This is a genomic window from Sphingomonas sp. AOB5 (assembly GCF_029433115.1).
Taxonomy (GTDB): Bacteria; Pseudomonadota; Alphaproteobacteria; order Sphingomonadales; family Sphingomonadaceae; genus Sphingomonas.
The window spans coordinates 29,759-55,819 of sequence record NZ_JARNTV010000025.1 but is presented as its reverse complement, the minus strand read 5'-3'; the positions used below and the strand labels follow the sequence as shown (position 1 = coordinate 55,819).

Annotated in this window: 18 protein-coding genes; 8 read left to right on the top strand and 10 right to left on the bottom strand. The window is 66.8% G+C overall.

Translation table 11 applies throughout. The annotated features are described in order from the left end of the window. Nucleotides 1-154: 154 nt before the first annotated feature. Entirely contained in the window at nt 155-1,561 is a 1,407-nt protein-coding gene (locus P1X14_RS12520) for a glycosyl transferase family protein (RefSeq protein WP_277315706.1), read from the bottom strand. Nucleotides 1,562-1,785: 224 nt separating this feature from the next. Here P1X14_RS12520 and P1X14_RS12515 point away from each other — a divergent pair, with 224 nt between their 5' ends. Both P1X14_RS12515 and pbpC read left to right on the top strand, forming a co-directional pair. Next, complete coding sequence (locus tag P1X14_RS12515; protein WP_277315705.1) at nt 1,786-7,554, top strand: MG2 domain-containing protein; 5,769 nt, start codon at nt 1,786-1,788, stop codon at nt 7,552-7,554. 226 nt (nt 7,555-7,780) lie between these two features. Beyond that, complete coding sequence (pbpC, locus tag P1X14_RS12510) at nt 7,781-9,874, top strand: penicillin-binding protein 1C (RefSeq protein ID WP_277315708.1); 2,094 nt, start codon at nt 7,781-7,783, stop codon at nt 9,872-9,874. A gap of 177 nt (nt 9,875-10,051) precedes the next feature. Here the strand turns inward: pbpC and P1X14_RS12505 are convergent, their stop codons facing one another. Continuing rightward, entirely contained in the window at nt 10,052-10,546 is a 495-nt protein-coding gene (locus P1X14_RS12505; protein ID WP_277315704.1) for an RcnB family protein, read from the bottom strand. A gap of 120 nt (nt 10,547-10,666) precedes the next feature. Then, nucleotides 10,667-11,143 (bottom strand): outer membrane protein assembly factor BamE, encoded by a 477-nt coding sequence (bamE, locus tag P1X14_RS12500; protein WP_277315703.1) that lies wholly within the window; start codon nt 11,141-11,143, stop codon nt 10,667-10,669. Between the two features lie 140 nt (nt 11,144-11,283). Between bamE and P1X14_RS12495 the strand changes: the two genes are divergently transcribed. Continuing rightward, on the top strand, nt 11,284-11,796 hold the full coding sequence (locus P1X14_RS12495; protein WP_277315702.1) for a ubiquinol-cytochrome C chaperone family protein: 513 nt from the start codon (nt 11,284-11,286) through the stop codon (nt 11,794-11,796). Beyond that, nucleotides 11,793-12,344, top strand: coding sequence for a DUF177 domain-containing protein (locus P1X14_RS12490; protein WP_277315701.1), 552 nt, complete (start codon nt 11,793-11,795; stop codon nt 12,342-12,344). Before P1X14_RS12495 ends, P1X14_RS12490 begins: the two co-directional genes overlap by 4 nt. Before the next feature lie 3 nt (nt 12,345-12,347). On the opposite strand, the gene P1X14_RS12485 is transcribed toward P1X14_RS12490, so the two are convergent. Next, the gene (locus tag P1X14_RS12485) at nt 12,348-13,043 is read right to left on the bottom strand and encodes a TetR/AcrR family transcriptional regulator (protein WP_277315700.1); all 696 of its coding nucleotides are present in this window, start codon (nt 13,041-13,043) and stop codon (nt 12,348-12,350) included. 115 nt (nt 13,044-13,158) lie between these two features. Here P1X14_RS12485 and P1X14_RS12480 point away from each other — a divergent pair, with 115 nt between their 5' ends. The 3 genes from P1X14_RS12480 (at nt 13,159) to P1X14_RS12470 (ending at nt 17,499) form a co-directional block, all read left to right on the top strand. Further along, nucleotides 13,159-15,495 (top strand): TonB-dependent receptor, encoded by a 2,337-nt coding sequence (locus P1X14_RS12480; protein WP_277315699.1) that lies wholly within the window; start codon nt 13,159-13,161, stop codon nt 15,493-15,495. 94 nt (nt 15,496-15,589) lie between these two features. After that, on the top strand, nt 15,590-16,855 hold the full coding sequence (locus P1X14_RS12475) for an MFS transporter (protein WP_277315698.1): 1,266 nt from the start codon (nt 15,590-15,592) through the stop codon (nt 16,853-16,855). A gap of 56 nt (nt 16,856-16,911) precedes the next feature. Beyond that, nucleotides 16,912-17,499 (top strand): hypothetical protein, encoded by a 588-nt coding sequence (locus tag P1X14_RS12470; RefSeq protein ID WP_277315697.1) that lies wholly within the window; start codon nt 16,912-16,914, stop codon nt 17,497-17,499. Here P1X14_RS12470 and P1X14_RS12465 read toward each other — a convergent pair. Genes P1X14_RS12465 through P1X14_RS12455 form a run of 3 tightly spaced genes read right to left on the bottom strand, consistent with a single transcriptional unit; the run spans nt 17,460 to nt 21,255 of the window. Further along, the gene (locus P1X14_RS12465; RefSeq protein ID WP_277315696.1) at nt 17,460-19,031 is read right to left on the bottom strand and encodes a peptide chain release factor 3; all 1,572 of its coding nucleotides are present in this window, start codon (nt 19,029-19,031) and stop codon (nt 17,460-17,462) included. The two genes, P1X14_RS12470 and P1X14_RS12465, sit on opposite strands and share 40 nt — an antisense overlap. Nucleotides 19,032-19,070: 39 nt before the next feature. Continuing rightward, entirely contained in the window at nt 19,071-20,453 is a 1,383-nt protein-coding gene (locus P1X14_RS12460; protein ID WP_277315695.1) for a pyridoxal-dependent decarboxylase, read from the bottom strand. A gap of 55 nt (nt 20,454-20,508) precedes the next feature. Next, on the bottom strand, nt 20,509-21,255 hold the full coding sequence (locus tag P1X14_RS12455) for an SDR family NAD(P)-dependent oxidoreductase (protein WP_277315694.1): 747 nt from the start codon (nt 21,253-21,255) through the stop codon (nt 20,509-20,511). Nucleotides 21,256-21,449: 194 nt separating this feature from the next. On the opposite strand from P1X14_RS12455, the gene P1X14_RS12450 reads away from it, so the two are divergent. Continuing rightward, entirely contained in the window at nt 21,450-21,797 is a 348-nt protein-coding gene (locus tag P1X14_RS12450; RefSeq protein ID WP_277315693.1) for an endonuclease domain-containing protein, read from the top strand. Nucleotides 21,798-21,800: 3 nt separating this feature from the next. Here P1X14_RS12450 and pheT read toward each other — a convergent pair whose 3' ends face one another. Genes pheT through P1X14_RS12435 form a run of 3 tightly spaced genes read right to left on the bottom strand, consistent with a single transcriptional unit; the run spans nt 21,801 to nt 25,992 of the window. After that, the gene (gene pheT, locus P1X14_RS12445; RefSeq protein ID WP_277315692.1) at nt 21,801-24,224 is read right to left on the bottom strand and encodes a phenylalanine--tRNA ligase subunit beta; all 2,424 of its coding nucleotides are present in this window, start codon (nt 24,222-24,224) and stop codon (nt 21,801-21,803) included. Next, nucleotides 24,221-25,309, bottom strand: a complete 1,089-nt coding sequence (gene pheS, locus P1X14_RS12440) for a phenylalanine--tRNA ligase subunit alpha (RefSeq protein ID WP_277315691.1) — start codon at nt 25,307-25,309, stop codon at nt 24,221-24,223. Before pheS ends, pheT begins: the two co-directional genes overlap by 4 nt. 59 nt (nt 25,310-25,368) lie before the next feature. Continuing rightward, nucleotides 25,369-25,992, bottom strand: a complete 624-nt coding sequence (locus P1X14_RS12435; RefSeq protein WP_277315690.1) for a LysE family translocator — start codon at nt 25,990-25,992, stop codon at nt 25,369-25,371. Nucleotides 25,993-26,061: the final 69 nt, after the last annotated feature.

Sequence of the window (26,061 nt, the reverse complement as noted above, 5' to 3'; positions counted from 1 at the left end):
GGCAGCGAGGGCAGGGTGCCCGGCGCGAAGCTGCGGATCGCCTCGGGCAGCGATCCGGTCTGGAGCCAGAGGAACGCGATCCGCCCGCCGATCCATGCGAGCAGGACCAGCGCGAGGAAACGCAGCGGCCGCCCGCGCCCGGTGGCCAGCGCCGTCATCCGGCTGCCAGCTCGGCATCTTCGGGGAAATCATGCTCGGTCTTGTCCCATTGCGGGACAGCGCCGGCCAGCATGGCCAGATAGCGCAGCATCGCCAGCCGCGCCGCGGCCAGCGCCACCATGTTGCCGACCATGAGCCGCAACGGCGACCAGCGTGCCTCGCGCCAGCCATAGGCGCGGGTCACGAACAGGGTGCGGATTGCCACCCGCCAGCCCAGCAGCGCGAAATTGAACCCCAGCAGCCAGCCGATCCATGCGGGATAGGCGGGCAGCGGCGATTGCATGGCGATATGCCCTGCCAGCGAGAGCGCCCATGTCGCCAGCGCCAGATAGGCCAGCGCCAGCACCGGAATCTCGAGGATCGCACGCCGGTCGCGCATCCGCATCCAGTGATCGCCGATCGCGCCTGCGCGGCTCCATCCGGTGCGGTCCCAGCCCGCCAGTGCGATTCCGGTCATCCATCGCGCCTTCTGCTTCGCGGCGGCATCGAACCGGTCAGGGAAATAGGCGCGAACCGCCACCGGCGGACCGCCCGGCGCTTCCGGCGTGCGCGTAAATACCGTCCGTCCGCCCATCGCGGCGATGGTCAGGCCCAGCTCATAATCCTCGGTCAGGCTTTCGGCATCGAACGGCGCCCCGCCGCGTACATCGGCGATCCGTCCGATCATCTCGCGACGGATCGCGCAGCCGGTCCCCGCAAAGGGCAGCCCGGCGCGCAGGGTCTGACGCACCGGCATTTGCTTGGCGTGTGCCTCGGCGAACTCGTCGCAATAGTGACCCGAGACCAATGGCGACCCCGCCTTGCGCAGCGGCATGACGGGCAGCTGGACCGCATCGTACCCGTTCAGCTCGTGCGCGAAGACCCGCAGCTCGAGCCGATGAACCATATCCTCGGCATCGTGGAGCGCGATCGCCATCACCCGCTCGCCGTCGCGGGCCTCGTCGCGCAGCAGCGCGCGCCACAGGGCGTTCAGGCAATCGGCCTTGGTGGTTGGGCCGGGATTCGGACCGATCACCAGCCGCACCCGCGAGTCGTGCTCGGCAATGGCCGCAACCGCATCGATCGTCGCGGGGTCGTTGGGATAAGTACCGACGAAGATACGATAATCGGGATAGTCGAACCGCGCGAGCGCTGTGCCCAGCATCGCTCCGATCACCCGCGATTCATCCCAGGCAGGCACGAAGATCGCGATCCGGCCGGGCGCTGTCGCCGGAGGCAGGACCGGTTCGGGGACAGGGCCGCGCCACCACAGCTGCAGCCGCCGCCAGCCATAGACCAGATCGACCATCAGGTCGTCGATCCCGCCGGCCAGGAACCAGATCGCCGCGAACAGCGTCGCCTCGCGCGCAATCGCGTCGATCCCGGCGATGATGCCGGCAGCAATGAACGTCGCTGCCCCCAACGCGACCCCTCCGATTCGGAGCGATGACTATCCGGGCCGTGGCGAGCGCGCTCAAGGACTTGGCGCGACTATTCAGTCCATTATGGCGGCTATCGTAGATGCCGACCGCCAAGCGCGCGGTCGCGATGCCCGCTCACGTCGCGCCGCGTTCGTCCAGCCAAATGTTCGCTGGACACGCCATGACGTCGCACTATCGTCGCGCCCGGCCTTAGGGGAAAGATGCCATGAAGCTCGGTGCTCGCTTTGCGTTGCTGGCTCTGGCGCTCGCGCCAATCGGTGCGGTCGCTGCATTCGGGGACAATAGTCCCCAGGTCGAAATGGCCACCCCCGGCATCGGCGACGGCGCGATCGAGCGCTTCACCGTGCGCTTCACCCATCCGATGGTGCCTCTGGGCGATCCCCGCGCGGCTTCGCCGTTCAAGGTCGAATGCCCGGTCGCGGGCGAGGGGCGCTGGGTCGATCAGCAGACCTTCGTCTATGAATTTGCCAATCCGCTGCCCGGCGGCGTGACCTGCAAATTCGCCTTCCGCGACAAGCTGAAGACCCTGTCCGGCTATGATCTGGTCGGCCAACGCGAATTCACCGTCGATTCGGGCGGCCCCATCGCCCGCGCCGTGCTGCCCAGCCGCTATTCGAGCGAGATCGAGGAAGACCAGGTCTTCATCGTCGCCGCGAACATGGGCGTGGATCGCGCCTCGGTCGCCACCGGCGCCTATTGCGCGGTCGACGGCATTGGCGAGAAGATCCCGGTCGAGGTGCTGGGCGGCGACGTGCCCGCCAAGCTGCTGACCGATCTCGGCACCGATCGCTGGGAAGTGCGCAGCTTCCTGACCGATGCCGGCCTGCCCCAGACGCTGCCCGCAAAGGCCGAGGATCGCGCCAAGGCGACCGAGAGCCTTGTCGCATTGCGCTGCAAGCGTGCCCTGCCCGCGGGCAAGGACATGGCGCTGATGTGGGGCAAGGACATCAAGAGCCCCACCGGCCGCGTCGCGGGCGCCGACCAGCGTTTCGACTTCACCGTGCGCAAGCCGTTCACGGCGCGCTTCGAATGTTCGCGGGTCAATCCGCAGGCCGGGTGCAGCCCGGTGCAGGAAGCATGGGTCCGCTTCTCCGCGCCGATCCCCAAGGCGCAGGCCGAGGCGATCCGCATCACCCTGCCCGACGGCAAGGAACTCACCCCGATCCTGAGCGACAGCGACAAGAACAAGGCGTTCGTCGGCGACGTGAAGTTCAAGGCGCCGCTGCCAGCCGATATGACCGCCAAGCTGGTGCTGCCCGCGGGCATCGCCGACGAAAGCGGCCGCAAGCTCAGCAATGGCGAGCGCTTCCCGCTCGAAGTGCGTTTCGACCAGCCGCCGCCGCTGGTGAAGTTTGCCGCGACCTTCGGCATTCTCGAGCTGAAGGAAGGCGGCACGCTTCCCGTCACCGTCCGCAATGTCGAGCCGCAGCTGGCCAGCAGCCGCCTGATGCTGTCGGGCCAGACGCTGAAGGTCGACAGCGACGGCGAAGTCGCCAAGTGGCTGCGCACCATCGACGATGCCGACGATTACAAGTCGGACGAAGTGAAGCGCGGCAAGGAAACCGTGCGGATCAACCAGACCGGCGCCAAGTCGATCCTGGCGGGCGTCGCGGGCGCCTCCAATTATCAGTTCGGCCTGCCCAGCGCGGGCAAGGAATTCGAAGTCGTCGGCATCAATCTGGGCAAGCCCGGATTCTATGTCGTCGAGATCGCCAGCCCGCGGCTGGGCGAGGCGCTGCTCGGCCGCAAGGCGACGCGCTATGTCGCTGCCGGCGCGCTGGTCACCAACATGACGGTCCATTTCAAATGGGGCCGCGAAGGCTCGCTGGTCTGGGTGACCGCGCTCGATAGCGGCGCGGGCGTGGGCGAAGCGAATGTCCAGATCACCGACAGCTGCACCGGTCAGCTGCTGGCAAAGGGCACCACCGATGCCTCGGGCCGTCTCGGCGTGCCCGCGGGCCTGCCCGAGCCGGAAAGCTGGTCGAGCTGCGACGATGGCGGCGCGCATCCGCTGATGATCTCGGCGCGCAAGGGCGACGATTTCAGCTTCAACCTGTCGAGCTGGGGCGAGGGCATCCGCCCGAGCGATTTCGACCTGCCCTATGGCTGGGATCCGGCCGGCGACATCTTCCACACCGTATTCGACCGCTCGCTCGTCCGTCAGGGCGAGGCGATCCACATGAAGCACATCGTCCGCAAGCCGGTCGCCAAGGGCTTCGGCCCGGGCACCGCGCTCACCGGCACGCTGCGCCTGTCGCATCGCGGGTCGGACACCAAGTTCGAACTGCCGATCGCGATCGACGCCAACGGAAACGGCGAGACCGACTGGACCGCGCCGCAGGGCGCGCCGATGGGCGATTACGATCTGCAGGTGGTCTACAAGGACGCAGCAGGCACCGAGCAGACGATCTGGACCGACCAGTCGTTCAAGATCGACGAATATCGCCTGCCGACGATGCGCGCGAGCGTGACCGGGCCCAAGGACGCGCTGGTCCGCCCGACCACCGTGCCGCTCGATCTGTTCGCGGGCTACCTCTCGGGTGGCGGGGCGTCGAACCTGCCGGTCGAGCTGCGCGTCGGCTATTTCCCCGGCTTCCGCACCCCTGCGGGCTATGAAGGCTACAGCTTTGGCGGCCAGCCGCTGACCGAGGGGGTCAAGCCGATCGACGGCAATGACGAGGAATATGAGTCCGGCCCGGCGCTGCCGCCGACCCAGACGCTGCCCTCGACGCTGAACGGCGAAGGATCGGCGCGCACCAGCGTCGATGTGCCGCAGACGCTGACCGACACCACCTCGATGGTGGTCGAGATGGATTATCAGGATGCCAATGGCGAGATCCTGACCGCCTCGCGCCGCATCCCGATCTACACCTCGGCGGTGCAGCTGGGCGTGAAGACCGATGGCTGGCTGATGAAGCAGGACGATCTGCGCCTGCGCTTCGTCGCGCTCGATACCTCGGGCAAGCCGATTGCGGGGCAGGCGATCTCGGTCGAGCTGTTCAGCCGCGAGATACTGACCGCGCGGCGCCGCCTGATCGGCGGCTTCTATGCCTATGACAATCAGATGCGCACCACGCGCATCGCCGCGACCTGCTCGGCGACCACCGATGCGCAGGGGCTTGCCACCTGTCAGGTCAATCCCGGCGTGTCGGGCGAAATCTATGCCGTCGCCAGCGCCAAGGACGCCAACGGAAACGTCGCACGCGCGGTCCAGTCGGTGTGGCTGGCAGGCGAGGACGAATGGTGGTTCGGCGGCGACAATGGCGACCGCATGGACGTCATCCCCGAGAAGCAGGAATATAAGGCAGGCGAGACTGCCAAATTCCAGGTGCGCATGCCGTTCCGCGAAGCGACCGCGCTCGTCACGGTCGAGCGCGAAGGCGTGCTCAGCAGCTTCGTTGTCGGCCTGACCGGCACCGATCCGGTGATCGAAGTGCCGATGCCGGGCGATTATGCGCCCGACGTCTATGTCTCGGTCATGGCCGTGCGCGGCCGTGTCGACGGCTGGCAGGCATGGCGCGCCGATACCGCGCGCGACTGGGGCACCAACATCTTCTCCAAGGATGGCGGCAAGCCGACCGCGACGGTCGATCTCGCCAAGCCGAGCTACCGCGTCGGCATCGCCCGGGTGAAGGTGGGCTGGGATTCGCATCGCCTCGGCGTCGCGGTGAAGGCCGACAAGGAGAAGTACGCCGCGCGCGACACCGCGACCGTCGAGGTCGAGGTGAAGACGCCCGACGGCAAGCCCGCCGCACAGGCCGATGTCGCCTTCGCCGCGGTGGACGAAGCGCTGCTGATCCTCTCGCCCAACGAAAGCTGGGACGTGCTGACCGCGATGATGGGTAGCCGCCCGCTCTCGGTGCTGACCTCGACCGCGCAGATGCAGGTCGTCGGCAAGCGGCATTACGGCAAGAAGGCGGTCGAGGCTGGCGGTGGCGGCGGCGGCGATCTCTCGGGGCTGAACCGCGAAAATTTCCAGCCGGTGCTGCTGTGGAAGGGCAAGGTCGATCTCGACGCCAATGGCCGCGCCAAGGTCCAGGTGCCGCTGTCCGACGCGCTGACCAGCTTCCGCCTGGTCGCAATCGCCACCAACGGCACCGCCCAGTTCGGCACCGGCGAAGCGGTGATCCGATCGGCGCAGGATCTCAGCATCTTCTCCGGCATCCCGCCGCTGGTGCGCACCGGCGACCGCTACAGCTCGGTCTTCACCCTGCGCAACGGCTCGGACAAGCCGATGAAGGTCACCGCCACGGTGAAGCTCGATCCGGCAGTTGCCACCGGCAATCCGCTGACGGTCGATATCCCCGCGGGCGGCGCCGTGCCGGTCGCGTGGAACCTCACCGCGCCTGCCAATGAGGGCAATCTCAACTGGACCGTCGAAGCGAAGAGTGCCGACGGAAAGGCAGTCGACAAGGTTTCGGTGACGCAGCAGGTGGTGCCTGCCGTGCCGGTCGAAACCTGGGCGGCGACGCTGGCGCGGGTCGGCAGCGGCACCAGCTTCAACATCGCGCCGCCTGCAGGGGCGCTGCCGGGCCGCGGCTCGGTCGATGTGCTGCTGGCCGATACGCTCGCCCCGCCGCTTACTGGCGTGCGCGATTACATGCTGCGCTATCCCTATAATTGCCTCGAGCAGCGCACCTCGCGTGCGATCGCGACGGGCGATTCGGGGGCGTGGAACCTGATCGCCGCCGAGCTGCCCGCCTATATCGATGGTGACGGGCTGGCGCGCTACTTCGTCAACGACAAGCTGGCGGGATCGGAAGCGCTGACCGCCTATCTCCTCTCGATCACCGCCGAAGCGGGCCTGCCGCTGCCGGATGGGCCGAAGGCGAAGATGATCGATGCGCTGAAGGCGGTGCTCGATGGCCGCCTGCGCCGCGAGGATTATGGCGATGTCCGGCTCCAGCGGGTCGCTGCCTTCGCGGCGCTCGCCCGCAATGGCGCCGCGACTCCGGCGATGCTCGGCCAGCTTGGCATCCCGGCGACGGAAATGCCGACCGCCACGCTCGCCGACTATATCTCGGCGCTGCAGCGCGTTCCGGGCCTTGCCAATGGCAACGCCCTGCGCGCCGAGGCCGAGAAGGTGCTGCGTACCCGCCTCGTCTATGAAGGCACGCGCGTCGATCTGTCAGACAAGGGCAACAGCCCATGGTGGCTGATGTCGTCGGACGACGAAGCGGCGCTCAAGGCCGTGCTGGTCACGCTCGGCCGCCCCGGCTGGGAGAATGACTCGGGCAAGATGATGGTCGGCGTGGCGATGCGCCAGACGCGCGGCCATTGGGACACGACCACGGCCAATGCCTGGGGCACGGTCGCGGCGCGGCGCTTCATGGCGCTCTATCCGGCCGAAGCGATCACCGGGATCACCACCGGCACGCTGGGCGGCCAGACGATCAGCCGCCCCTGGCCGCTGATGGAACCGCAGCGCAGCTTCAGCTTCGCGCTGCCCGCCGCCAGCACGCCGCTGGTGATGACCCAGTCGGGCGGCACCGGTCCCTGGGCTTTCGTCTCGGTCAAGGCGGCGGTGCCGCTCACCCAGACGCTGAACGCCGGGTACAAGATGACCAAGACCACCGAAGTGATCCAGGCGTTCAAGCCCGGCACACTTTCGCGCGGCGACGTGGTCAAGGTGACGATCACGGTCGAAGCCAGTGCCGAGCGCAACTGGGTGGTGGTCAGCGATCCGGTGCCAGCGGGTGCGACCGTCGTCAGCAATCTGGGCGGCCAGTCGGCGATGCTGGGCGATGCGGCCGGATCGGGCGAGGGAATCCAGCCCAGCTATATCGAGCGCGGGCGCGACAATTGGCGCGCCTATTTCGGCTGGGTCCCGCGCGGCAGCTTCACCGTCACCTATGTGATGCGCCTGAATGCCGCCGGTACCTTCAACCTGCCCGCGACCCGGGTCGAGGCGATGTATTCGCCCGCGATCCGCTCGCAGGTGCCCAACCAGCCGGTGACCGTGGCACAAAGGTGACGTGAGCGACGCGGAAGGTAGCCAGGGTTCGTCGCCGTCCCCGCGAAAGCGGGGACCCACCTTTGGCGATCTCCGCAATCGGATTGCCGACAGCTGGGGCCGGCTGCGGGGTCGCACCTCCGCCTTCGCCGGGAGCGCGATCCGGTGGCTGCGCGAACGGACCGCGCTGCTCGAGCAGGATTGGGACGAACGCGGCTGGCGCGGCATCCTCACCCCGCCGCGGATCGTGGCGAGCGTCGCGGCGCTGCTGGTCGGCGGCTATGCCACACTCGACTGGATCACCTTCCCGCCGCTGCTGCCCGATTATGCCCAGCAACGCGCGCGCTATACCCCGTCCGAAGCCTGGCTGTACGATCGCAATGGCGTGCTGCTCGACAGTTCGCGCATCGATTATCAGGTCCGCCGCCTTGGCTGGACGAAGCTGGGCGATATCTCGCCCGATGCACGCGAGACGATTCTCGCGGCCGAGGACCGGCGTTTCCGCGAGCATGGCGGGGTCGACTGGCTGTCGCTCGGCGGCTCGATCCGCGACCGGTTCGAGGGCAAGCGCTCGCGTGGCGCTTCCACTTTGTCGATGCAGGTCGCGGGCTTCCTCGCGCCCGATCTCGCCGCGCCGGGCCAGCGCGGCACCTGGGACAAATTGCGCCAGATGCGCGCTGCCTGGGCGCTGGAGGCGCGTTGGAACAAGGACGAGATCCTCGAAGCCTATCTCAACCTTGCCGGGTTCCGCGGCGAAGCGCAGGGGATCGGCGCGGCGGCGCTCGGCCTGTTCGGCAAGACCCCGGCGGCGCTGACCCGCGACGATGCGCTGTTGCTCGCAGCACTGCTGCCCGAACCGGGTGCGCCCGCGCCCAAGGTCGCCCAGCGCGCCTGTGCCTTGTCGAAGGAAAGGGACTGCAGCCGCTTCCTGCCCGCGGCCGTCGCGATGCTCGGCCCGGCGCGCAGCCTTGCGCTCGATCCGGGGCTTGCGCCGCATCTGGCGGACATGCTGCTGCGCAAGCCGGGTCTGAAGATCACCACCACGATCGATGCCCGCATCCAGCGTGCGGCGATCGAGGCATTGCGGCGGCAGCTGCAGGGCCTTGGCGGCACCCGCGCGCGCGATGGCGCGGTGGTGGTGGTCGATAATGCCAGTGGCGACGTGCTGGCGCTGGTCGGCGGCATCGGCGGCGCCTCGACTGCGCCCGCGGTCAATGGCGCGACCGCCTATCGTCAGGCCGGGTCGACGCTGAAGCCGTTCCTTTACGCGCAGGCGATCGAGAAGGGCTATCTGACCGCCGCGTCGATCCTCGACGATTCGCCGGTGCAGCTCGACACCGCTTCGGGCCTCTATGTGCCCCAGAATTACGACAAGGGCTTCAAGGGGCCGGTCTCGGCCCGCGTCGCCTTGGCCGGATCGCTCAACGTCCCCGCGGTGCGGACCCTGTTGTTGGTCGGGGTCGAGGCGTTTCGCGACCGGCTGTTCGACACCGGCTATGCGGGCCTTGTCGAGGATGGCCAATATTATGGCTTCAGCCTTGCGCTGGGATCGGCCGAAGTGACTTTGGTCGAGCAGGCCGCGGCCTATCGCAGCCTCGCGCTGGGCGGGCGCTGGACCCCGCTGCGGATGGTGAAGGGCGAGAAGATCGAGCGCCAGCGCCGCACGACCACGCCCGAGGCGGCATGGATCGTCGGCGATATCCTGTCCGATCCCAATGCCCGCGCCGCGACCTTCGGTCTCGATTCGGCGCTGCGCCTGCCTTTCTGGGCCGCGGTGAAGACCGGCACGTCCAAGGCGATGCGCGACAATTGGTGCGTCGGCTTCTCCGACCGTTTCACCGTCGCGGTTTGGGTCGGCAACATGGAAGGCGATCCGATGCGCGCCGTCTCGGGCACCAGCGGCGCGGCGCCGGTGTGGCGCGACGTGATGATCGCGCTGCATCAGGGCAATCCCGGCAAGGCACTGCCCCGCCCGGGCGATGTCGAGGAGCGTGCGATCCGCTTTGCCGGCGGACTGGAGCAGCCGCGCCGCGAATATTTCCTGAAAGGAACCGGGCTGACGCTGGTCGCCAGCGCCCCGCCCGAATCGCGCCGCCCGCGCATCGTCAATCCGGCCTCGGGCAGCGTCTATGCGATCGATCCCGATATTCCCGCCGACCGGCAGAAGCTGTCGATCGCGGTGTCGGGGGACGTGCTGGGCCACCGGCTGATCCTCGACAAGACCGATCTGGGGCTTGCCAGCGCTGGTCCGATGATCGCCGCGGGGCGGGGCCAGCACAGGCTGCGGCTTGTCGATTTGTCAGGCAAAGTCGTCGACCAGATCGTGTTTACGATCCGTTGAGCGGTTCAGCACCGAAACTGCTTCAAAAACGCTGAACCAAAACGACTCTCCCGCGTTTCGCGAATTGGTCCCTCCCCCCTTTCGGGACCCGCGTCTTGGCCAATCATCATGGTTGCCAGACGTGACGAGGCCCCGGAGCGGCTTCGCGCCGCTCCGGGGCCAGTTCGTCTTGTCCGCTTACCAGTAGAAGTTGCGGATCACCCGGATGACGCGGCCACGGCGGGTGTCGACCAGCAGCAGATCGTCATAGTGACGCACCCAGGCCTGGTTGTAGCCCGGCTGCGGCAGGCGATAGCGCCACGGATCCGAGATGCGATAGCGCGGGCCATAGAAGCTCACGCCGATGCTCACGCCCGGACGGAAGCTGTTGTAGCGGAACGGGGCCCGCCAGCTGCCGCGCGAATAGAGGCTGCGGTTCGAATTGCGCCAGCCGCGCCAGTCGTCATTGCCCCAGCGGCGGTTGCGATCGGCGCGATCGTCGCGGCGGTCGTCACGCCGGTCATCGCGATAGTCCCGGCGATCGTCGCGACGCTGGTCCCGATAATCGCGGCGGTCGTCGCGACGGTCATCGCGGTAATCGCGGCGCTGTTCGCGCGACTGGGCCTGAGCGGCCGGAATGACCACCGGCATCGTTATGGCTGCGAGAACCGCAGCACCGATAAACTTCTTCATTGTCCGTCCTCCTGACATTTCCCGACCGGAGGACGCCTGGACGTCCGCCGGTTGAGACTGTTCTAGAAGGGCGACACTGAACCGCGCGGGAACGCGCGCTTCATGCGCCAGACAGGAAGGTTACTGGCCCTGGCCGCCGCCCGGACCGCCAGCGCCCGGCGCGCCGACCGTGCCGATATTGCCGAACAGATCGTCGAAGAAGCTGCGGCTGCGGCCCAGCGTCGGGGTCTTCTTGCCGGTCGGATCGATGTTCGATGCCAGCTCGATGCCGGTACGATCGACCGAAGCGACATTGCCCGCCGAATCGAAGCGGATGCGCAGCGTCAGCTGTTCCTTCGCGGTCGGCGAGTTGAAGCCGTAATTGCGGCTGTCGCGCGAGATATAATACCACTCGCCTTCGTTGAACTGGCTGGTCAGCGTCGGACGGCCGAGCGTCTTGAGCACCGAATCGCGATTGTCGACGCCGGGCTGGATCGAATCGACCAGCTCCTTGTCGACGATATAGCCCTGATGCGTGCGCACCGGCGCGCAGGCGGACGTGCCCAGAAGCGCGAGGACCGCGGCCGAAGCCAGCACGCGGACGGGAAAGATCGACATCAACTTCTCCAGGCAATAACGCCGCATACGCGCGTTGCATCGCGTATCGAACGCCTCAATATGCGTGGAATTGCGGCCAAACAAGGTCGATGCGCGCCAGAACGGGGCGCGGCATGGCTGATTCAGGGAATGAAATCGGGATGAGCATCTTTCAGCGACTGTTCGGCAAGCCCGATCGCGGCACCGCGCCGCTGCTGTACGACGCCGTCGTCAAGCGGGCGCGCCAGCCGCACTGGTATGTCGAAGGCGCGGTGCCCGACACGGTCGACGGCCGGTTCGACATGATCGCGGCGGTCATGTCGTTCGTATTGCTCCGGCTCGAAGGCGAACCCGCGGCCACGCTGCCCAGCACCCAGCTCGCCGAAGTCTTCATCGAGGATATGGACGGCCAGCTTCGCGAGTGGGGCGTGGGCGACATCATCGTCGGCAAGCGCATCGGCAAGATGATGGGCATGATCGGCGGCCGGCTCGGCGCCTATCGCACTGCTCTGGAATCGGGCGATCTCAAGCCCGCACTGGTGCGCAACGTCTATCGCGGCAATGCGCCCGCCCCTGAAGCGCTGGCACATGTCGAGGCGAAGCTGATGGCGCTGCATCATTGCCTGGTATCGACGCCGGTCACGACCCTGCTCGACGGAGAGCTGCCCGAGTGACTGTGCCCGAATTCCACAGGCCGCACCGGCTGGACCAGATCGGCGCGGGCGAGAGCAGCCTGACCGTGACCGCCGATGCGGCCGAACGTGCCGCGCTGGCCGAACGGTTCGATCTGCAGGCGATCGATTCGCTTCAGGCAAGTTACAAGCTGCGCAGCGAAGCGGGCGGCGTGCGCGCGACCGGCCATCTCTCGGCCAAGGTCGTGCAAAGCTGCGTCGTAACCGGCGATCCTGTGCCCGCCGCGGTCGATGAGGATTTCGACATTCGCTTCCTGCCTGAAGGCAGCAGCAGCGACAGCGATGAAGTCGAGCTGTCCGAGGACGAATGCGACACGGTATTCTTCACCGGCGGCGCGATCGATCTGGGCGAGGCCGCGGCGGAAACGCTCGCGCTGGCGCTCGATCCCTTTCCGCGCAGCCCCGCGGCTGGCGAGACGCTCAAGACTGCGGGCGTGATCAGCGAGGATGAGGCCGAAGCGCTGAAGGCGAAGGAATCCAGCCCGTTCGGCGCGCTGGCGGGGCTGAAGGATCAATTGTCGAAGGACTGACGCTCACTCCTTCGCTGCGATTCCCCGTGCCAGCATCGATGCGACGGTATCGGCGATCGCCTCGGGATCGGCATCGTCGGCCCACACGCTGTAGCGCAGGCCCAGGAACACGTTCATCCCCATGATCGCCCAGGCATGGACCTCGGAAATATCGTCGCGCACCTCGCCGCGTTCGGCCGCGGCGCGAAGGCGCGCGGCGATACGATCGGCGGTGGTCGCATAGTGCATGCGGAAGCTTTCGGGATCGACGAATTCGGCTTCGTCGATGATCCGGTAGATTTCCTTGTGCGAGCGGGCGAACTTCATGAATTCGAGCAGGCCGGCGCGCTCGGCGTCGATCTGGCCGGATGCGGCGCGAATCGCCGGGCCGACATGTTCCTTCACCTGTTCGGACATGTCGCGCACCAGCGCGCGGAACACATCGTCCTTCGAATCGAAATAGGTGTAGAAGCTGCCCAGCGCGACGCCGGCGCGGCGCGTGATCCCCGCGATCGATCCTTCGTGGAAGCCCTTCTCGCCGAATTCCACCGCTGCCGCATCGAGGATGGCGCGCAGCGTCTTGCGGCCGCGCGCGGTGCGCGGCTCCTTGCCTGCGCTCGCTTCGCTGGTGCCGATGATCGCTTCGCCGGGCTGCGTGCCCGCGATCTCGTCCGCCCCAGGTGCCGGTGATGTGGCCGTGATGCCACGCCCTTCGGCCATTTTCGCTCTCCCCTCAATTTCCCAAGTTGAAACCTGGTTCATGTTTCAGTATGTCATCCGGCAACGACCTGCAACCCGTCCAGTAGAACGGGTCATAATTGGGGAGGACTACCTGATGTCACGCATGATTCCGTCCATTCGCACGATTCTCTACGCCGGCGCCGCCTTCACTGCGCTGTCCGCCGTTCCCGCCTATGCGCAGGACGCCGCCGACGAAACCACCGCCGCCGAAGATACCGGCGAGATCGTCGTCACCGCCCGCCGCCGCGAGGAATCGCTGCTCAACGTGCCGATCGCGGTCACCGCGTTCAGCAGCGAGCAGCTCGAAAAGAGCGGCGCGATGGACATCACCGATATCGGTACGACGACCCCGAACGTGACCGTCGAAGTTTCGCGCGGCACCAACTCGACCCTGTCGGCGTTCATCCGCGGCGTTGGCCAGCAGGATCCGGTCGCCGGCTTCGAAGCGGGCGTCGGCCTCTATCTCGACGACGTGTATCTGAACCGCCCGCAGGCCGCGGTGCTCGACATCTATGACGTCGAGCGCATCGAAGTGCTGCGCGGCCCGCAGGGCACGCTCTATGGCCGCAACACCATCGGCGGCGCGGTGAAATATGTCACCGCGCGCATCGGCAACGATCCGACGGTCAAGGTCCGCGGCACCTATGGCACCTACAACCAGGCCGATGTGGTCGTCAGTGCGTCGACCCCGGTCGGCGATACCGGCTTCAAGGTCGGCGGCGCCTTCGCCCGCCTGTCGCGCGGCGGCTTCGGCAAGAACCTGACCACCGGTCAGGACAATTATAACAAGGACATCTGGGCCGGCCGCGCCACGCTCGAGTTCGAACCGGCGACCACCGCCTATTTCCGCGTCACCGGCGATTATACCAAGGACAAGAGCAACACCCGCGGCGGCCACCGCCTGATCCCGGGCATCGCCAGCGGCACCCCGGTGCTCGCGGACGTCTATGACTCGCGTGGCGGCCTGCTGCTCCCGACCCAGGACGTTGTGAGCTGGGGCATCACCGGTCTCGCCGAGCTGAAGCCGACCGACTGGCTGACCTTCCGTTCGATCACCGGCTATCGCAAGGACGACAGCGCCTCGCCGATCGACTTCGACGCGCTCGCCGCGGTGCAGGTCGACGTGCCGGCCTATTACAACAACAAGCAGTTCAGCCAGGAAGCGCAGTTCCTGATCGATACCGGTGCCTTCTCGGGCCTGGCCGGCATCTATTATCTCGACGCCAAGTCGCGCACCGTGTTCGACGTGCGCCTGCCCGGCGGCGTGACCGCGCTGACCTTCGGCAACGTCTCGACCAACACTGTCGCGGTGTTCGGCGACTTCACCTACGACTTCGGCGACATGTTCAGCGTGTCGGCCGGCGGCCGCTACACCTGGGATACCCGTCGCGCCACGGTGATCCGCAACACCTATCTGGGTGGCGGCTCGCCCTATTTCGGCGGCACCGGCACGCTGTTCGCGCAGACCTCGAACTTCTCGGGCGTCGGCAGCTTCGAGGAATTCACCCCGCGCGCCTCGCTCAGCTTCAAGCCGAGCTCGGATCACCAGCTCTATGCAAGCTGGTCGAAGGGCTTCAAGGGCGGCGGCTTCGATCCGCGTGGCCAGTCGAGCGCGTGCCGCACGCCCGGCGGCGGCACCTGCAACGACCAGCAGGTCTATGACTTCATGTCGTTCGATCCGGAAAAGGTGACCACCTACGAAATCGGCTGGAAGGCATCGATGTTCGATCGCCGCCTCAGCTGGGCGCTGGCGGTGTTCAACTCGGATTATATCGATGTGCAGGTTCCGGGCTCGATCGGCACCACCACGATCATCGGCGGCGTGCCGACCCAGACCTTCATCGGCGTGACCACCAATGCCGGCAAGGCGCGCATCCGTGGCATCGAGTTCGAAGGCAATGCCGTGCTCGCCCGCGATCTGGGCGCCACCGGCGGCCGCCTGAACCTCAGCTGGTCGCTGGGTTATATGGACGCCAAGTATCTGCGCTTCATCGATGCCCGCGGCATCGACGTCGCCAGCAAGCGCAAGATCCAGAACACCCCGGACCTGACCGCCAGCGCGACTTTGGGCTATTCGGTCCCGGTCGGCGACGGCTCGATCTCGCTCAGCGGCACCTGGTCGTACCGCAGCGACTCGCAGCAGTTCGAACTGCGCACGCCGATGCTCGATCAGCCGGCCTATTCGCTGTTCGACGCCAACTTCGTGTGGGACATCAACGACAACTTCTCGATCGGCGTCCACGGCAAGAACCTGTTCGACAAGCGCTACATCGTCGCCGGCTACAACTTCCTCAGCCAGAACCCGGACACCGGCAATTTCAACCTGACCGGCACCGGCGCCTATATCCCGACGCTGGGCACCGAAGGCGTGCTGACCGCCTATTACGGCAATCCGCGCCAGGTGTTCGTGACCGGCACGATCAAGTTCTGATCCGGCAAGTTCTGACGCGGCTCCCACAAAACGCGTAACCTCCCTGGGCCGGGCGTCTCACGACTCCCGGCCCTTTTCCTGTCAAGGAAGCCCGATGGCCGATTCTACCGCTCCCGCTGCTGCCCCCGCCACGCCCGCCTATCGCGGCGTCGTGCTGGCGATGCTGCTGCTCGTCTACACCTTCAATTTCGTCGACCGGCAGATCCTCAGCATCCTGGCGCCCGGCATCATGGCCGAGCTCCAGCTGAGCAAGAGCCAGATGGGGTTGCTCGGCGGCATCGCCTTCGCTTCGGTCTATTCCACACTGGCCATCCCGCTTTCGATGCTGGCCGATCGCACCAGCCGTACCTGGGTGATCACCGGCAGCCTTGCGGTGTGGAGCGGCTTCACCGCGCTGTGCGGCATGGCGAACAGCTTCACCCAGCTTTTCCTCTACCGACTCGGCGTCGGCGTGGGCGAGGCAGGTGGTGTCGCGCCATCCTATGCGGTGATCGCCGACTATTTCCCCGCCGGATCGCGCGCCCGCGCGCTGGCGATCTACTCGCTCGGCATCCCGATCGGATCGGCGGCGGGCGTGATGCTGGGCGGGCATATCGCCAAGTCGATCGACTGGCGCACCGCGTTCATCGTCGTCGGTGTTCTGGGCGTGGCGATCGCTCCGCTGTTCCGCCTGATCGTCCGCGAAGCGCCGCGCGACCGCAATGCCGTGAAGGCGACGCCGTTCGGCGATGTCTTCTCGATCCTCGCGAAGAAGAAGAGCTTCTGGCTGCTCGCCTTCGGTGCGTCGGCCAGCTCGATGCTGGGCTATGGCCTCGCCTTCTGGTTGCCGACGCTGATGAAGGAGAGCTTCGGCCTCGATCCCGCGCAGACCGGCAATTTCTACGGCGCGATCCTGTTGCTCGGCGGTATCGCCGGCGTGCTGGCGGGCGGGTTCATCGGCGACCGGCTCGGTGTGCGCGACCGGGCGGCCTATGCGAAGCTGCCCGCGATTGCCTTCGTTCTGGCCGTGCCGTTGTTCGCGGGCGGCATCCTGTCGTCCACCGTCACCGCCGCTTTCCTGTTCTTCGTCGTGCCGCAGGCTTTGGCCTATATCTGGCTCGGCCCGGTGATCTCGGCGGTCCAGCATCTCGTGCCCGCGCATATGCGCGCGACCGCTTCGGCCAGCTTCCTGCTGATCAACAATCTGATCGGGCTGGGCGTCGGTATCTTCGTGCTGGGCGGACTGGCCGATATGCTCGAGCCGAGCTTCGGCACCGAATCGCTGCGCTATGCGATGCTGCTCAGCCTCGTCTGCTATCTGGTCGCGGCGCTGCTGATGTGGCTGGCGGCCAAGCCGCTGCGCGAGGAATGGGTGGACTGATGGACGCTGCCCCGCGGCTGTGACAGCATCCGGCCGGACATTCTTGGAGTCGGCCGGTGAGCGGGATCAGGGCAGGTGTGACGTCTCTGGCGGCGGTTGCCCTGCTGGCCGGGCCGAGCGACGGCCATGCGCCGCAGATCGAGGAGGCGGGCGCGCTGTGCCCCACCGTCCGCAGCGCGATCGACCTTGCGCGGATCGATCCCGATTTCGTCCGGATCCAGGCCCGCCCCGTGACCTTTCAGGACAATGAGGTGCCCGCCACGTTGCGTATCGATGGGTTCGATTGCGAGGTCTATGTGCCCGTGGTCGGCATCGAGGACGCGGACGTTGCGACGATGAACGGCATGGACGATGGCACCCGATATCCGCGCGCCATCTATGCCTGCAGCCGCTACGATCTGCCGGACGGCAAGGGCGGGGCCGAGGCCGAGCGGCTGGCGCTGCAGCTCTCGCAATGCCTCGATATCGTGCCCGAGCGATCGGCATATCCCGGCAGCAGCGCGTACAGCTTCACCCTGCCGGGTACGCCGGAGACCGGCGTGTTCGTGAGCGGCAACGGCCTGAAGAACGAAGGCGTGCTGGTGAACGTGATCCGTTATCTGGATCAGCGCTCGCGCGTGGCGGCGAACTTCACCTTGGAATAGCGGTCGGCGATATAGCCGACTTCCCAGGCCGATTTCGCCATGAACACCGGGTTGCCGTCGCGATCCTTGGCCATGGCGCCGCGGTTGATCTCGACGAATTCCTTCATCGCCGCCGGATCGTCCGACGAGATCCAGCGCGCGGTCTCGAACGGCGCCATCTCGAGGCCAGCCGCGACCTTGTACTCGGCATCGAGGCGGCTCAGCAGCACGTCGAGCTGGAGCTGCCCCACCACGCCGATCACCCAGTTCGATCCGATGTCGGGATAGAAGACCTGCGTCACCCCTTCCTCGGCCATATCGTCCAGCGCCTTGCGCAGCTGCTTGGTCTTGGTCGGGTCCTTCAGCACCACGCGGCGCAGGATTTCCGGCGCGAAATTGGGCAGACCGGTGAAGCGCACGTCCGCACGTTCGGAGAGCGTATCGCCCACGCGCAGCACGCCATGGTTGGGGATGCCGATGATGTCGCCGGGAAAGGCTTCGTCGGCCAGCTCGCGCTGCTGGGCGAAGAACAGGATCGGTGAATGGATCGCGATCGGCTTGCCATGGCCGGTCGGCGTCAGCTTCATGCCGCGCTTGAAGGTACCCGAGACGAGCCGCATGAACGCGATGCGGTCGCGGTGATTGGGATCCATGTTCGCCTGCACCTTGAACACGAAACCGGTGACCTGCGCCGCATCGGGCGAAACCGGTGCGGGTTCGGCGGGCAGGGCATGCGGCGGCGGGGCATGTTCGGCCAGGGCGTTGATCAGCGAATCCACGCCGAACTCCTTCAGCGCCGATCCGAAATAGACCGGCGTCAGGTCGCCGTTGCGATAGGCTTCGCCGTCGAACGGGACATAGCCGACCCCGGCCAGCTCGATCTCCTCGCGCAGCTTCGCGGCGTTCTCCGGCGAGACCAGCTCGTCGAGCTGCGGATCGTCGAGACCGCTGAGCTGCACCACCTTGCCCTGAAACTCGCGGCTGTCGCCCTCGGGCAGCAGCAGGCGATTGTTGGCGAGGTCGTAAATGCCCTGGAAGGTGCCGCCCATGCCGACCGGCCAGGTCATCGGCGTCACGTCGAGCGCGAGCAGGTTGGCGATCTCGTCGAGCGTCTCGAACACCTCGCGGCCTTCGCGATCCACCTTGTTGACGAAAGTGATGATCGGCACGTTGCGCAGGCGGCAGACCTCGAACAATTTCCGGGTTTGACTCTCGATACCCTTGGCGACGTCGATCACCATCACCGCCGAATCGACTGCGGTCAGCGTGCGATAGGTATCCTCGGAAAAGTCTTCATGGCCCGGTGTGTCGAGCAGGTTGAAGGTGATCCCGCCGCGCTCGAACGTCATCACCGAGCTGGTGACCGAGATGCCGCGCTGCTGCTCGATCTTCATCCAGTCCGAACGCGCGCGCCGCGCCTGTCCCCGCGCCTTCACTTCGCCGGCAAGATGAATCGCGCCGCCGAACAGCAACAGCTTTTCGGTCAGCGTGGTCTTGCCCGCGTCGGGGTGCGAGATGATGGCGAAGGTACGGCGATCGGAAACGGAAGGCATGGCGCGCGTCCCTAGCGGGTTACGCGGTGGGCGTCACCCTCAACCGCGAACCCGCCGCCACGCGTCGATCACCGCGTCCACCGTCACGTCCGCTTCGGCCATGGTCGTCGCGATCGAAGTGACCGACACGCGCATCACCCATTGCCCGCGCCATTGCGCCGATCCGATAAAGGCGACGGCATCGTCCTGCACCTGCCGCACGGTGGCCAGCGTCAGATCGTCGCTGTTGCCGAAGCGGACCATGAACTGGTTGAGTTCGACCGGCGCGACCAGTTCGATTCCGGCTTCGTCGGCCAGCCGCTCGCCCATGTGCCGCGCGATCTCGCTATGGCATTCGACCATATGTGCGATGCCTTCGCGGCCCAGCTGGCGGATCATCGCCCAGGTCGCGAAGCCACGCGCGCGTCGCGACAGCTCTGGCACATAGGCGGAAGGATCGCGTTCGGCGCCCTCGGCGGGCGGCAGATAGCTGGCCGAGATCGCCATCGCCCGCCGGTGCGCCTCGGCATCGCGGACGATGGCGAAGCCGCAATCATAGGGCGTCTGCAGCCATTTATGCCCGTCGGTCGCCCAGCTGTCCGCCGCTTCGACGCCCGCAGTCAGATGGGCTTTCTCCGGCGAAGCCTGCGCCCATAGCCCGAAAGCACCATCGACATGCAGCCACGCGCCTGCCTGCTTCGCGATGGGCGCGATTTCGGCAAAGCGGTCGCAGGCGCCCGTGTTGATCTGCCCCGCCTGCGCGATGGCGATCACCGGTCCGGTGCAGGCTTTCAAGACGCGCTCGAAATCGCCGGCGATCATCCGGCCCGAAGCATTGCTCTCGACGATCTTCACCCGTTTCGCACCAAGGCCGAGATATTTCAGGCCCGAATAGACCGTCGCATGCGCATCGGCGCCGATCACCACCTCGACCGGCGGCGCGCCGAACATGCCGTCGGCCTCCACGTCCCAGCCGGCCCGCGCCAGCATCTCGCTGCGCGCCGCGGCCAGGCAGACGAAATTGGCGACCGTCGCCCCGGTCACGAACCCGACCGAGCTGGCGGCGGGCAGGTGCAGCAGGTCGAGCAGCCAGTCGGCCGCGACCTTCTCCACCGCCGAAGCCGCGGGCGCCGCGATCAGGTTTCCGCCATTCTGCCCCCAGGCCGAAGTCAGCCAGTCCGCGGCAACGCCGGTCGGGTGTGAATTGCCGATCACCCAGCCGAAGAAACGCGGACCGGTCGAGGCGCGGATGCCGGGCGTGGCCTTGTCGATCAGCTCGGCGATGATCGCGTCGGGATCGCCGCCCGACTCGGGCACCGGACCCGCGAATGCCGTCAGCATCGCCGCATAATCGGCAACCGGCGTGGTCTGCGCGGACGCGATGTCGCGGCGATAAGCGATGGCGGCATCGGCCGCACGGCGCATGGCTGGATGGTCGCTCATGCCGCCATATTAGCCGGAGCGGTAACGAGACGCGCCCCGAAACTTGCGGCCGATCTCAGCCCTCGCGATGCACCAGGAAGGGCGAGAAGGCCTGATTGACCGGCATCAGCTCGATCGTGTTGATGTTCATGTGCGGCGGCAGCGTTGCGACCCACAGCATCGTCTCGGCAATATCCTCGCCGGTCATCGGCGTGACGCCGCCATAGAGCTTGTCCGACGCCGCCTGATCGCCCCCGGTGCGCACCACGGTGAACTCGGTCTCGACCATGCCCGGTTCGATCGAGGTGACGCGCACGCCGGTGCCGATCAGGTCGGACCGCAGGTTCAGGCTGAACTGGCGCACGAACGACTTGGTCGCGCCATAGGCGTTGCCGCCCGGATAGGGATAGCTGGCCGCCACCGAGGAGAGGTTGATGATCGCTCCCTTGCGCGCGATCAGGCCGGGCAGCAGCTTGTGGGTGACCGAGACCAAAGCCGTGATGTTGGTGTCGATCATCGTCTTCCACTGATCGAGCGAGGCCTCCTGCGCAGGCTTCAGGCCCAGCGCGAGACCGGCATTGTTGATCAGCAGATCGATGTCACGGAACGCCGCGGGCAGGGCGTCGAGCGCCGCATCGCGCGCGGCTTCGTCGCGCACGTCGAACACCGCGCCGTGGAACCGCTCGCCCAGCTCGGCCTTCAGCGCCTCGAGCCGCTCGGTCCGTCGTCCGGTGCCGATCACATGCCAGCCGGCTTCGACGAACGCGCGCGCTGCCGCTTCGCCGATCCCCGCGGTTGCGCCGGTGATGAGTGCCGTGGCCATGGGATCCATCCTTGTAGTTACAATCAGGCGGCTATGGTCAATCGATACGGCGGCTGCAATTGTCGCCGTATGGAATCAGCCGAATTCCTCCCCCGGAGGGGGAGGGGGACCGGCGAAGCCGGTGGAGGGGTAGTCGCCGTATGCTGCACGGCCCGAGATCGACGCAGATACTCGCCAAACGGCAACGGAGGGTCATGAGCCTGCCGGAAGTCCTGTTGTGGGAGGAGCTTCGCAAGCGCGGTGACGGCCTGCGGTTTCGACGTCAGCATCCAGCCGGGCGCTATATACTCGACTTCTATTGTCCTTCGGTCGGTCTTGCAGTTGAAGTCGATGGCGAAATCCATTCGCGTGGGAGCCAGCCGCACCATGATGCCGACCGCGACAAATGGCTAAAGACTCACGGCGTACGAGTTCTACGGATCAGCGCCGTGGATATCCTCCGCGACCTTGATGCCGTTGTTCGCCACATCGGCGATGTCGCTCGCGGAGATTACCCCTCCACCGCCTGCGGCGGTCCCCCTCCCCCTCCGGGGGAGGAGTAAGAGTTAGCCCCGCAACACCGCGCCCAGCTTCGCCGCGGCGGCAACCACCTTGTCAGCCACCGCCTTCAACTCCTCGTCGGTGAAGCTCTTCTCGCCGGGCTGGAGCGTGACTTCGATGGCCAGCGACTTCTGGCCCTCGGGCACGCCGGTGCCGGTGAAGATATCGAACAGCCGCGCATCGACGATCGCCACCTTGTCCGCACCCTTGGCCGCGCGCACCAGATCGCCCGCAGCCATGGCTTCAGGGACCAGGAACGCGAAGTCGCGGGTCACGGCCTGCAGCGCCGGCGGCGTGTAGGCCGCGCGCATGAAGCCGGTTCCGCCGCGCTTCGCGGGCAGGGCGTCGAGATAGAGTTCGACCGCGGCGACATCGCCGTCGAGGTCGAACGCCTTCAGCACGGTCGGATGGACCATGCCGAACGCCGCCAGCACGGTCTTCGGCCCCAGCCGCAGCGTGGCCGACTGGCCGGGGTGATACACGTCGCCGGCCTCGCCCATCACCTGCAGGTTCGCGGTCGGCGCCCCTGCGGCTTCGAGCAGCGCCAGCGCCTCGGCCTTGCCATCGAACGCGCCGAAGCCCTGTGCCTTGCCGCCCTGCCAGCCGCGCGGCGACTTCGCGCCTGCCAGCACCACGCTCAGCGTCAGCCGCTCGCGATCCGCCAGATAGCGGCGGCCCAGTTCGAACAGGCGGACGGCCGGAGCGCCGCGCTTCAGGTTGCGCTCGGCGGCTGCCAGCAGGCCGGGCAGCAGCGAGGGACGCATCACCTTCATGTCCTCGCTGATCGGGTTGGCGAGGGTCCATGCCCCGCCGCCAAAGGGTGCGGCTTCGCTTTCGGAGATGAAGCTCCATGTCACTGCTTCGTTCAGCCCGCGCGAGGCGGCGGTGCGGCGCAGCTTGCGCTCCAGCTTCTGTTCGGGCGTCGCGGTGGGGCGTGCCACGCCCGGCGCGCGATCCAGCGGAGTCGACGGCACCTTGTCGATGCCTTCGATGCGGATCACTTCCTCGACCAGATCGGCGGCGCCGCCCACGTCCGAACGCCAGGTCGGGATCGCGACGGTCCAATCGTCACGGACGGTGAAGCCCAAGCTTTCCAGGATCTCCTGCTGCCGTGCCGAATCGATGTCGAGGCCGCCCAGCGTGCCCGCCATCGCCGGATCATAGGCGATCACCCGCTTCTCCAGCCCCGGAATCTCGCCGGAATGCGTAATCTCGCTGCGCACGCCGCCGCAGATATCGGCGATCAGCTTGGTCGCGATGAACAGCCCGTCGTGCATCATCCACGGATCGAGTCCGCGCTCGAACCGGGTGCGCGCATCGCTGGTCAGCATCAGCTTCTGACCCGTACGGGCGATATTCTCGGGATCGAACCAGGCGCATTCGACCAGCACGTCGCTGGTCGTGTCGCTGGCACCCGAATGCTCGCCGCCCATGATGCCGCCGATATCATGGACCGATTCATCGTCGGCGATCACGGTCATGGTCGCATCGAGCGTGTAGGTCTTACCGTTCAGCGCCAGCACCTGCTCGCCGGGCTTCGCCTTGCGGGCGACCAAAGTGCCCTTCAGCGTCGCGCGATCATAGACGTGGAGCGGGCGGCCCAGATCGAACATGATGTAGTTGGTGATGTCGACCAAAGCCGAGATCGGCTTCTGCCCGATCGCCTTCAGCCGCTGCTGCATCCATTCGGGCGCAGGCTTGTTGGTCACGCCGCTGACCGCCTGACCCATGAACGCCGGGCATCCCTGAAGATCGTCGGTGCGCACGTCCGGCGCGGGACCGGCTGGCGCAGGCGCGCGCGGTGCTTCGTTCGCTGCCAGTGTCGGGCGGCTATGCGCCAGCGGATGGTTCTCGATATCCAGCTCGCGCAGCGTGCCGAGGCCTGCCGCGGCCAGATCGCGGGCGATGCCGCGCACGCCCATGCAATCCTGCCGGTTGGGCGTGACCGAGATGTCGATCACCGGATCGTTGAGGCCCGCATAGTCCGGGAAGACGGTGCCGACCGGCGCATCCTCGGGCAGCTCGATGATGCCGTCATGATCGTCGCCCAGCTCCAGCTCGCGCGACGAGCACATCATGCCGTTCGATTCGACGCCGCGAACGGCTGCCACCTTCAGCACCATGCCGTTCGCCGGAACGACGGCACCGGGCGTTCCCAGTACGCCGACCAGCCCCGCACGGGCGTTCGGCGCACCGCACACCACCTGCAGCACTTCGCTGCCGGTATCCACGGTCAGCACCTGCAGCTTGTCCGCCTGCGGGTGACGCTCGGCGGTCAGCACTTTCGCCACGCGAAACGCCGCCAGCTTCTCGCCGGGATTCTCTACGCCCTCGACTTCGAGACCTATACGGGTCAGCGCGTCCACCACTTCGTCGAGTGTGGCGGTGGTTTCCAGATGCTCCTTGAGCCAGCTCAGGGTGAACTTCATGCGCCGACTCCTCCGCTGAGTGTGGGCACATCCAGCGCCGAGAATCCGTAATGCTTCAGCCAGCGGATATCGCCGTCGAAAAAGGCGCGCAGGTCGTCCATCCCGTATTTCAGCATGGCGAGCCGATCGATGCCGCAGCCGAACGCGAAGCCCTGCCACTCGCCGGGATCATAGCCGCCGGCTTCCATCACGCTGCTGTGGACCATGCCGCTGCCCAGCACTTCCATCCAGCCTTCGGACCCGCCGATCACGCGCTTGCCGTTGACGATCGAGTAGCCGACATCGACCTCGGCACCCGGTTCGGTGAAGGGGAAATAGCTGGGGCGCAGGCGCAGAACGATATCGTCGCGCTCGAAAAAGGCCTTGAGGAAGGTCTCCAGCGTCCATTTCAGGTGGCCGAGGGTGATTCCCTTGTCGATGACGAGTCCCTCGACCTGATGGAACATCGGCGTGTGGGTCGCGTCCGAGTCCGAACGATAGGTGCGGCCCGGCGCGATGATGCGGATCGGCTGATTGCCGCCCGCGGCCTTCATCGCGCGGATCTGTACCGGGCTGGTGTGAGTACGCAGCAGCATCCGGTGCTCGGCGCCCTCTTCTTCCGGGAAGTAGAAGGTGTCGTGCATCGCCCGCGCCGGGTGGCTCTCGGGAATGTTGAGCGCGGTGAAATTGTGCCAGTCGTCCTCGATCTCCGGCCCCGTCGCGACCGCGAAGCCCAGATCGGCGAAGATCTCGGCCAGCTCGTCCATCACCTGGCTGACCGGATGGACACTGCCCGCGGGCACGCCGTCGACTGGCAGGGTCATGTCGAGCGTCTCGCTGGCCAGTTTCGCGTTCAGCGCGCCGGCTTCCAGCACCGCCTTGCGCGCCGCCAGCGCCTCGGTGACCGCTTCGCGCAGGCCATGGATGCGCGGGCCCTGAACCTGACGCTCCTCGGGCGACATGCCGCCCAGCGTCTTGAGCAGCCCGGTGATCGCGCCTGCCTTGCCCAGCGCATGGACACGCAGCGATTCGACGGCGTCGAGTCCGCCCGCGGCGTCGATCGAGCCGAGCAGGTCGGTGCGGAGCTGGTCGAGATCGGTGGTCATGGATTTCCGTTCACTGATGTGCGTTGGTGCCGAACCCCAGACGGGGCGTCAGGTCAAGCTTAGACCTTGCTGCCGAGCAGAGCCGCGCCGAAACCGAAGAACAGCGTGCCCGAGATGCGGTTGAACAGCCGCTTGCGGTTGGCCGGGGCCAGCCATCCGGCCAGCGATCGCCCGCCCAGCGCATAGACGCTGAACCAGAACAGCTCGATCACCATGAAGCTGCCGGTCAGGATCGCCAGCTGCGGCCCGAACGGGCGGCCGGTGTCGATGAACTGCGGCAGCAGCGCGGTGGCGAACAGGATCAGCTTGGGATTGGACAGGCCGGTGCCGAGCCCGGTGAGGTACAGCGCACGGACCGACCGGCGCAGGTGCGATTCGACCGCGCCGTCGCTCCCGCTCACCGGCGCGCGCCACGCCTTGATCCCCAGCCACACCAGATAGCCGACGCCGGCATAGCGCAGAACCTCGAACAGCATCGGGGATGCCTTGAGCAGGGTGCCGAGACCCGCGGCGGACGCGACCAGGCAGATCAGGTTCGCGGTCATCAGCCCGGCCATCGAAGCGGTGGCGCGCCGCGCGCCCTGCTGGATGCTCTGCACCATCACGTGCGGCATGTTCGGGCCGGGCGTGGCCGAGATCAGGAACACGGCGGTGACGTAGAGCCACCAGGTCTTCATCGCCATTGGAGTCGTCCGCGGTGTGAGGGAAAAGAAAAGGGCGCCGGTGTTGCCACCGACGCCCCTTTGTCTCGT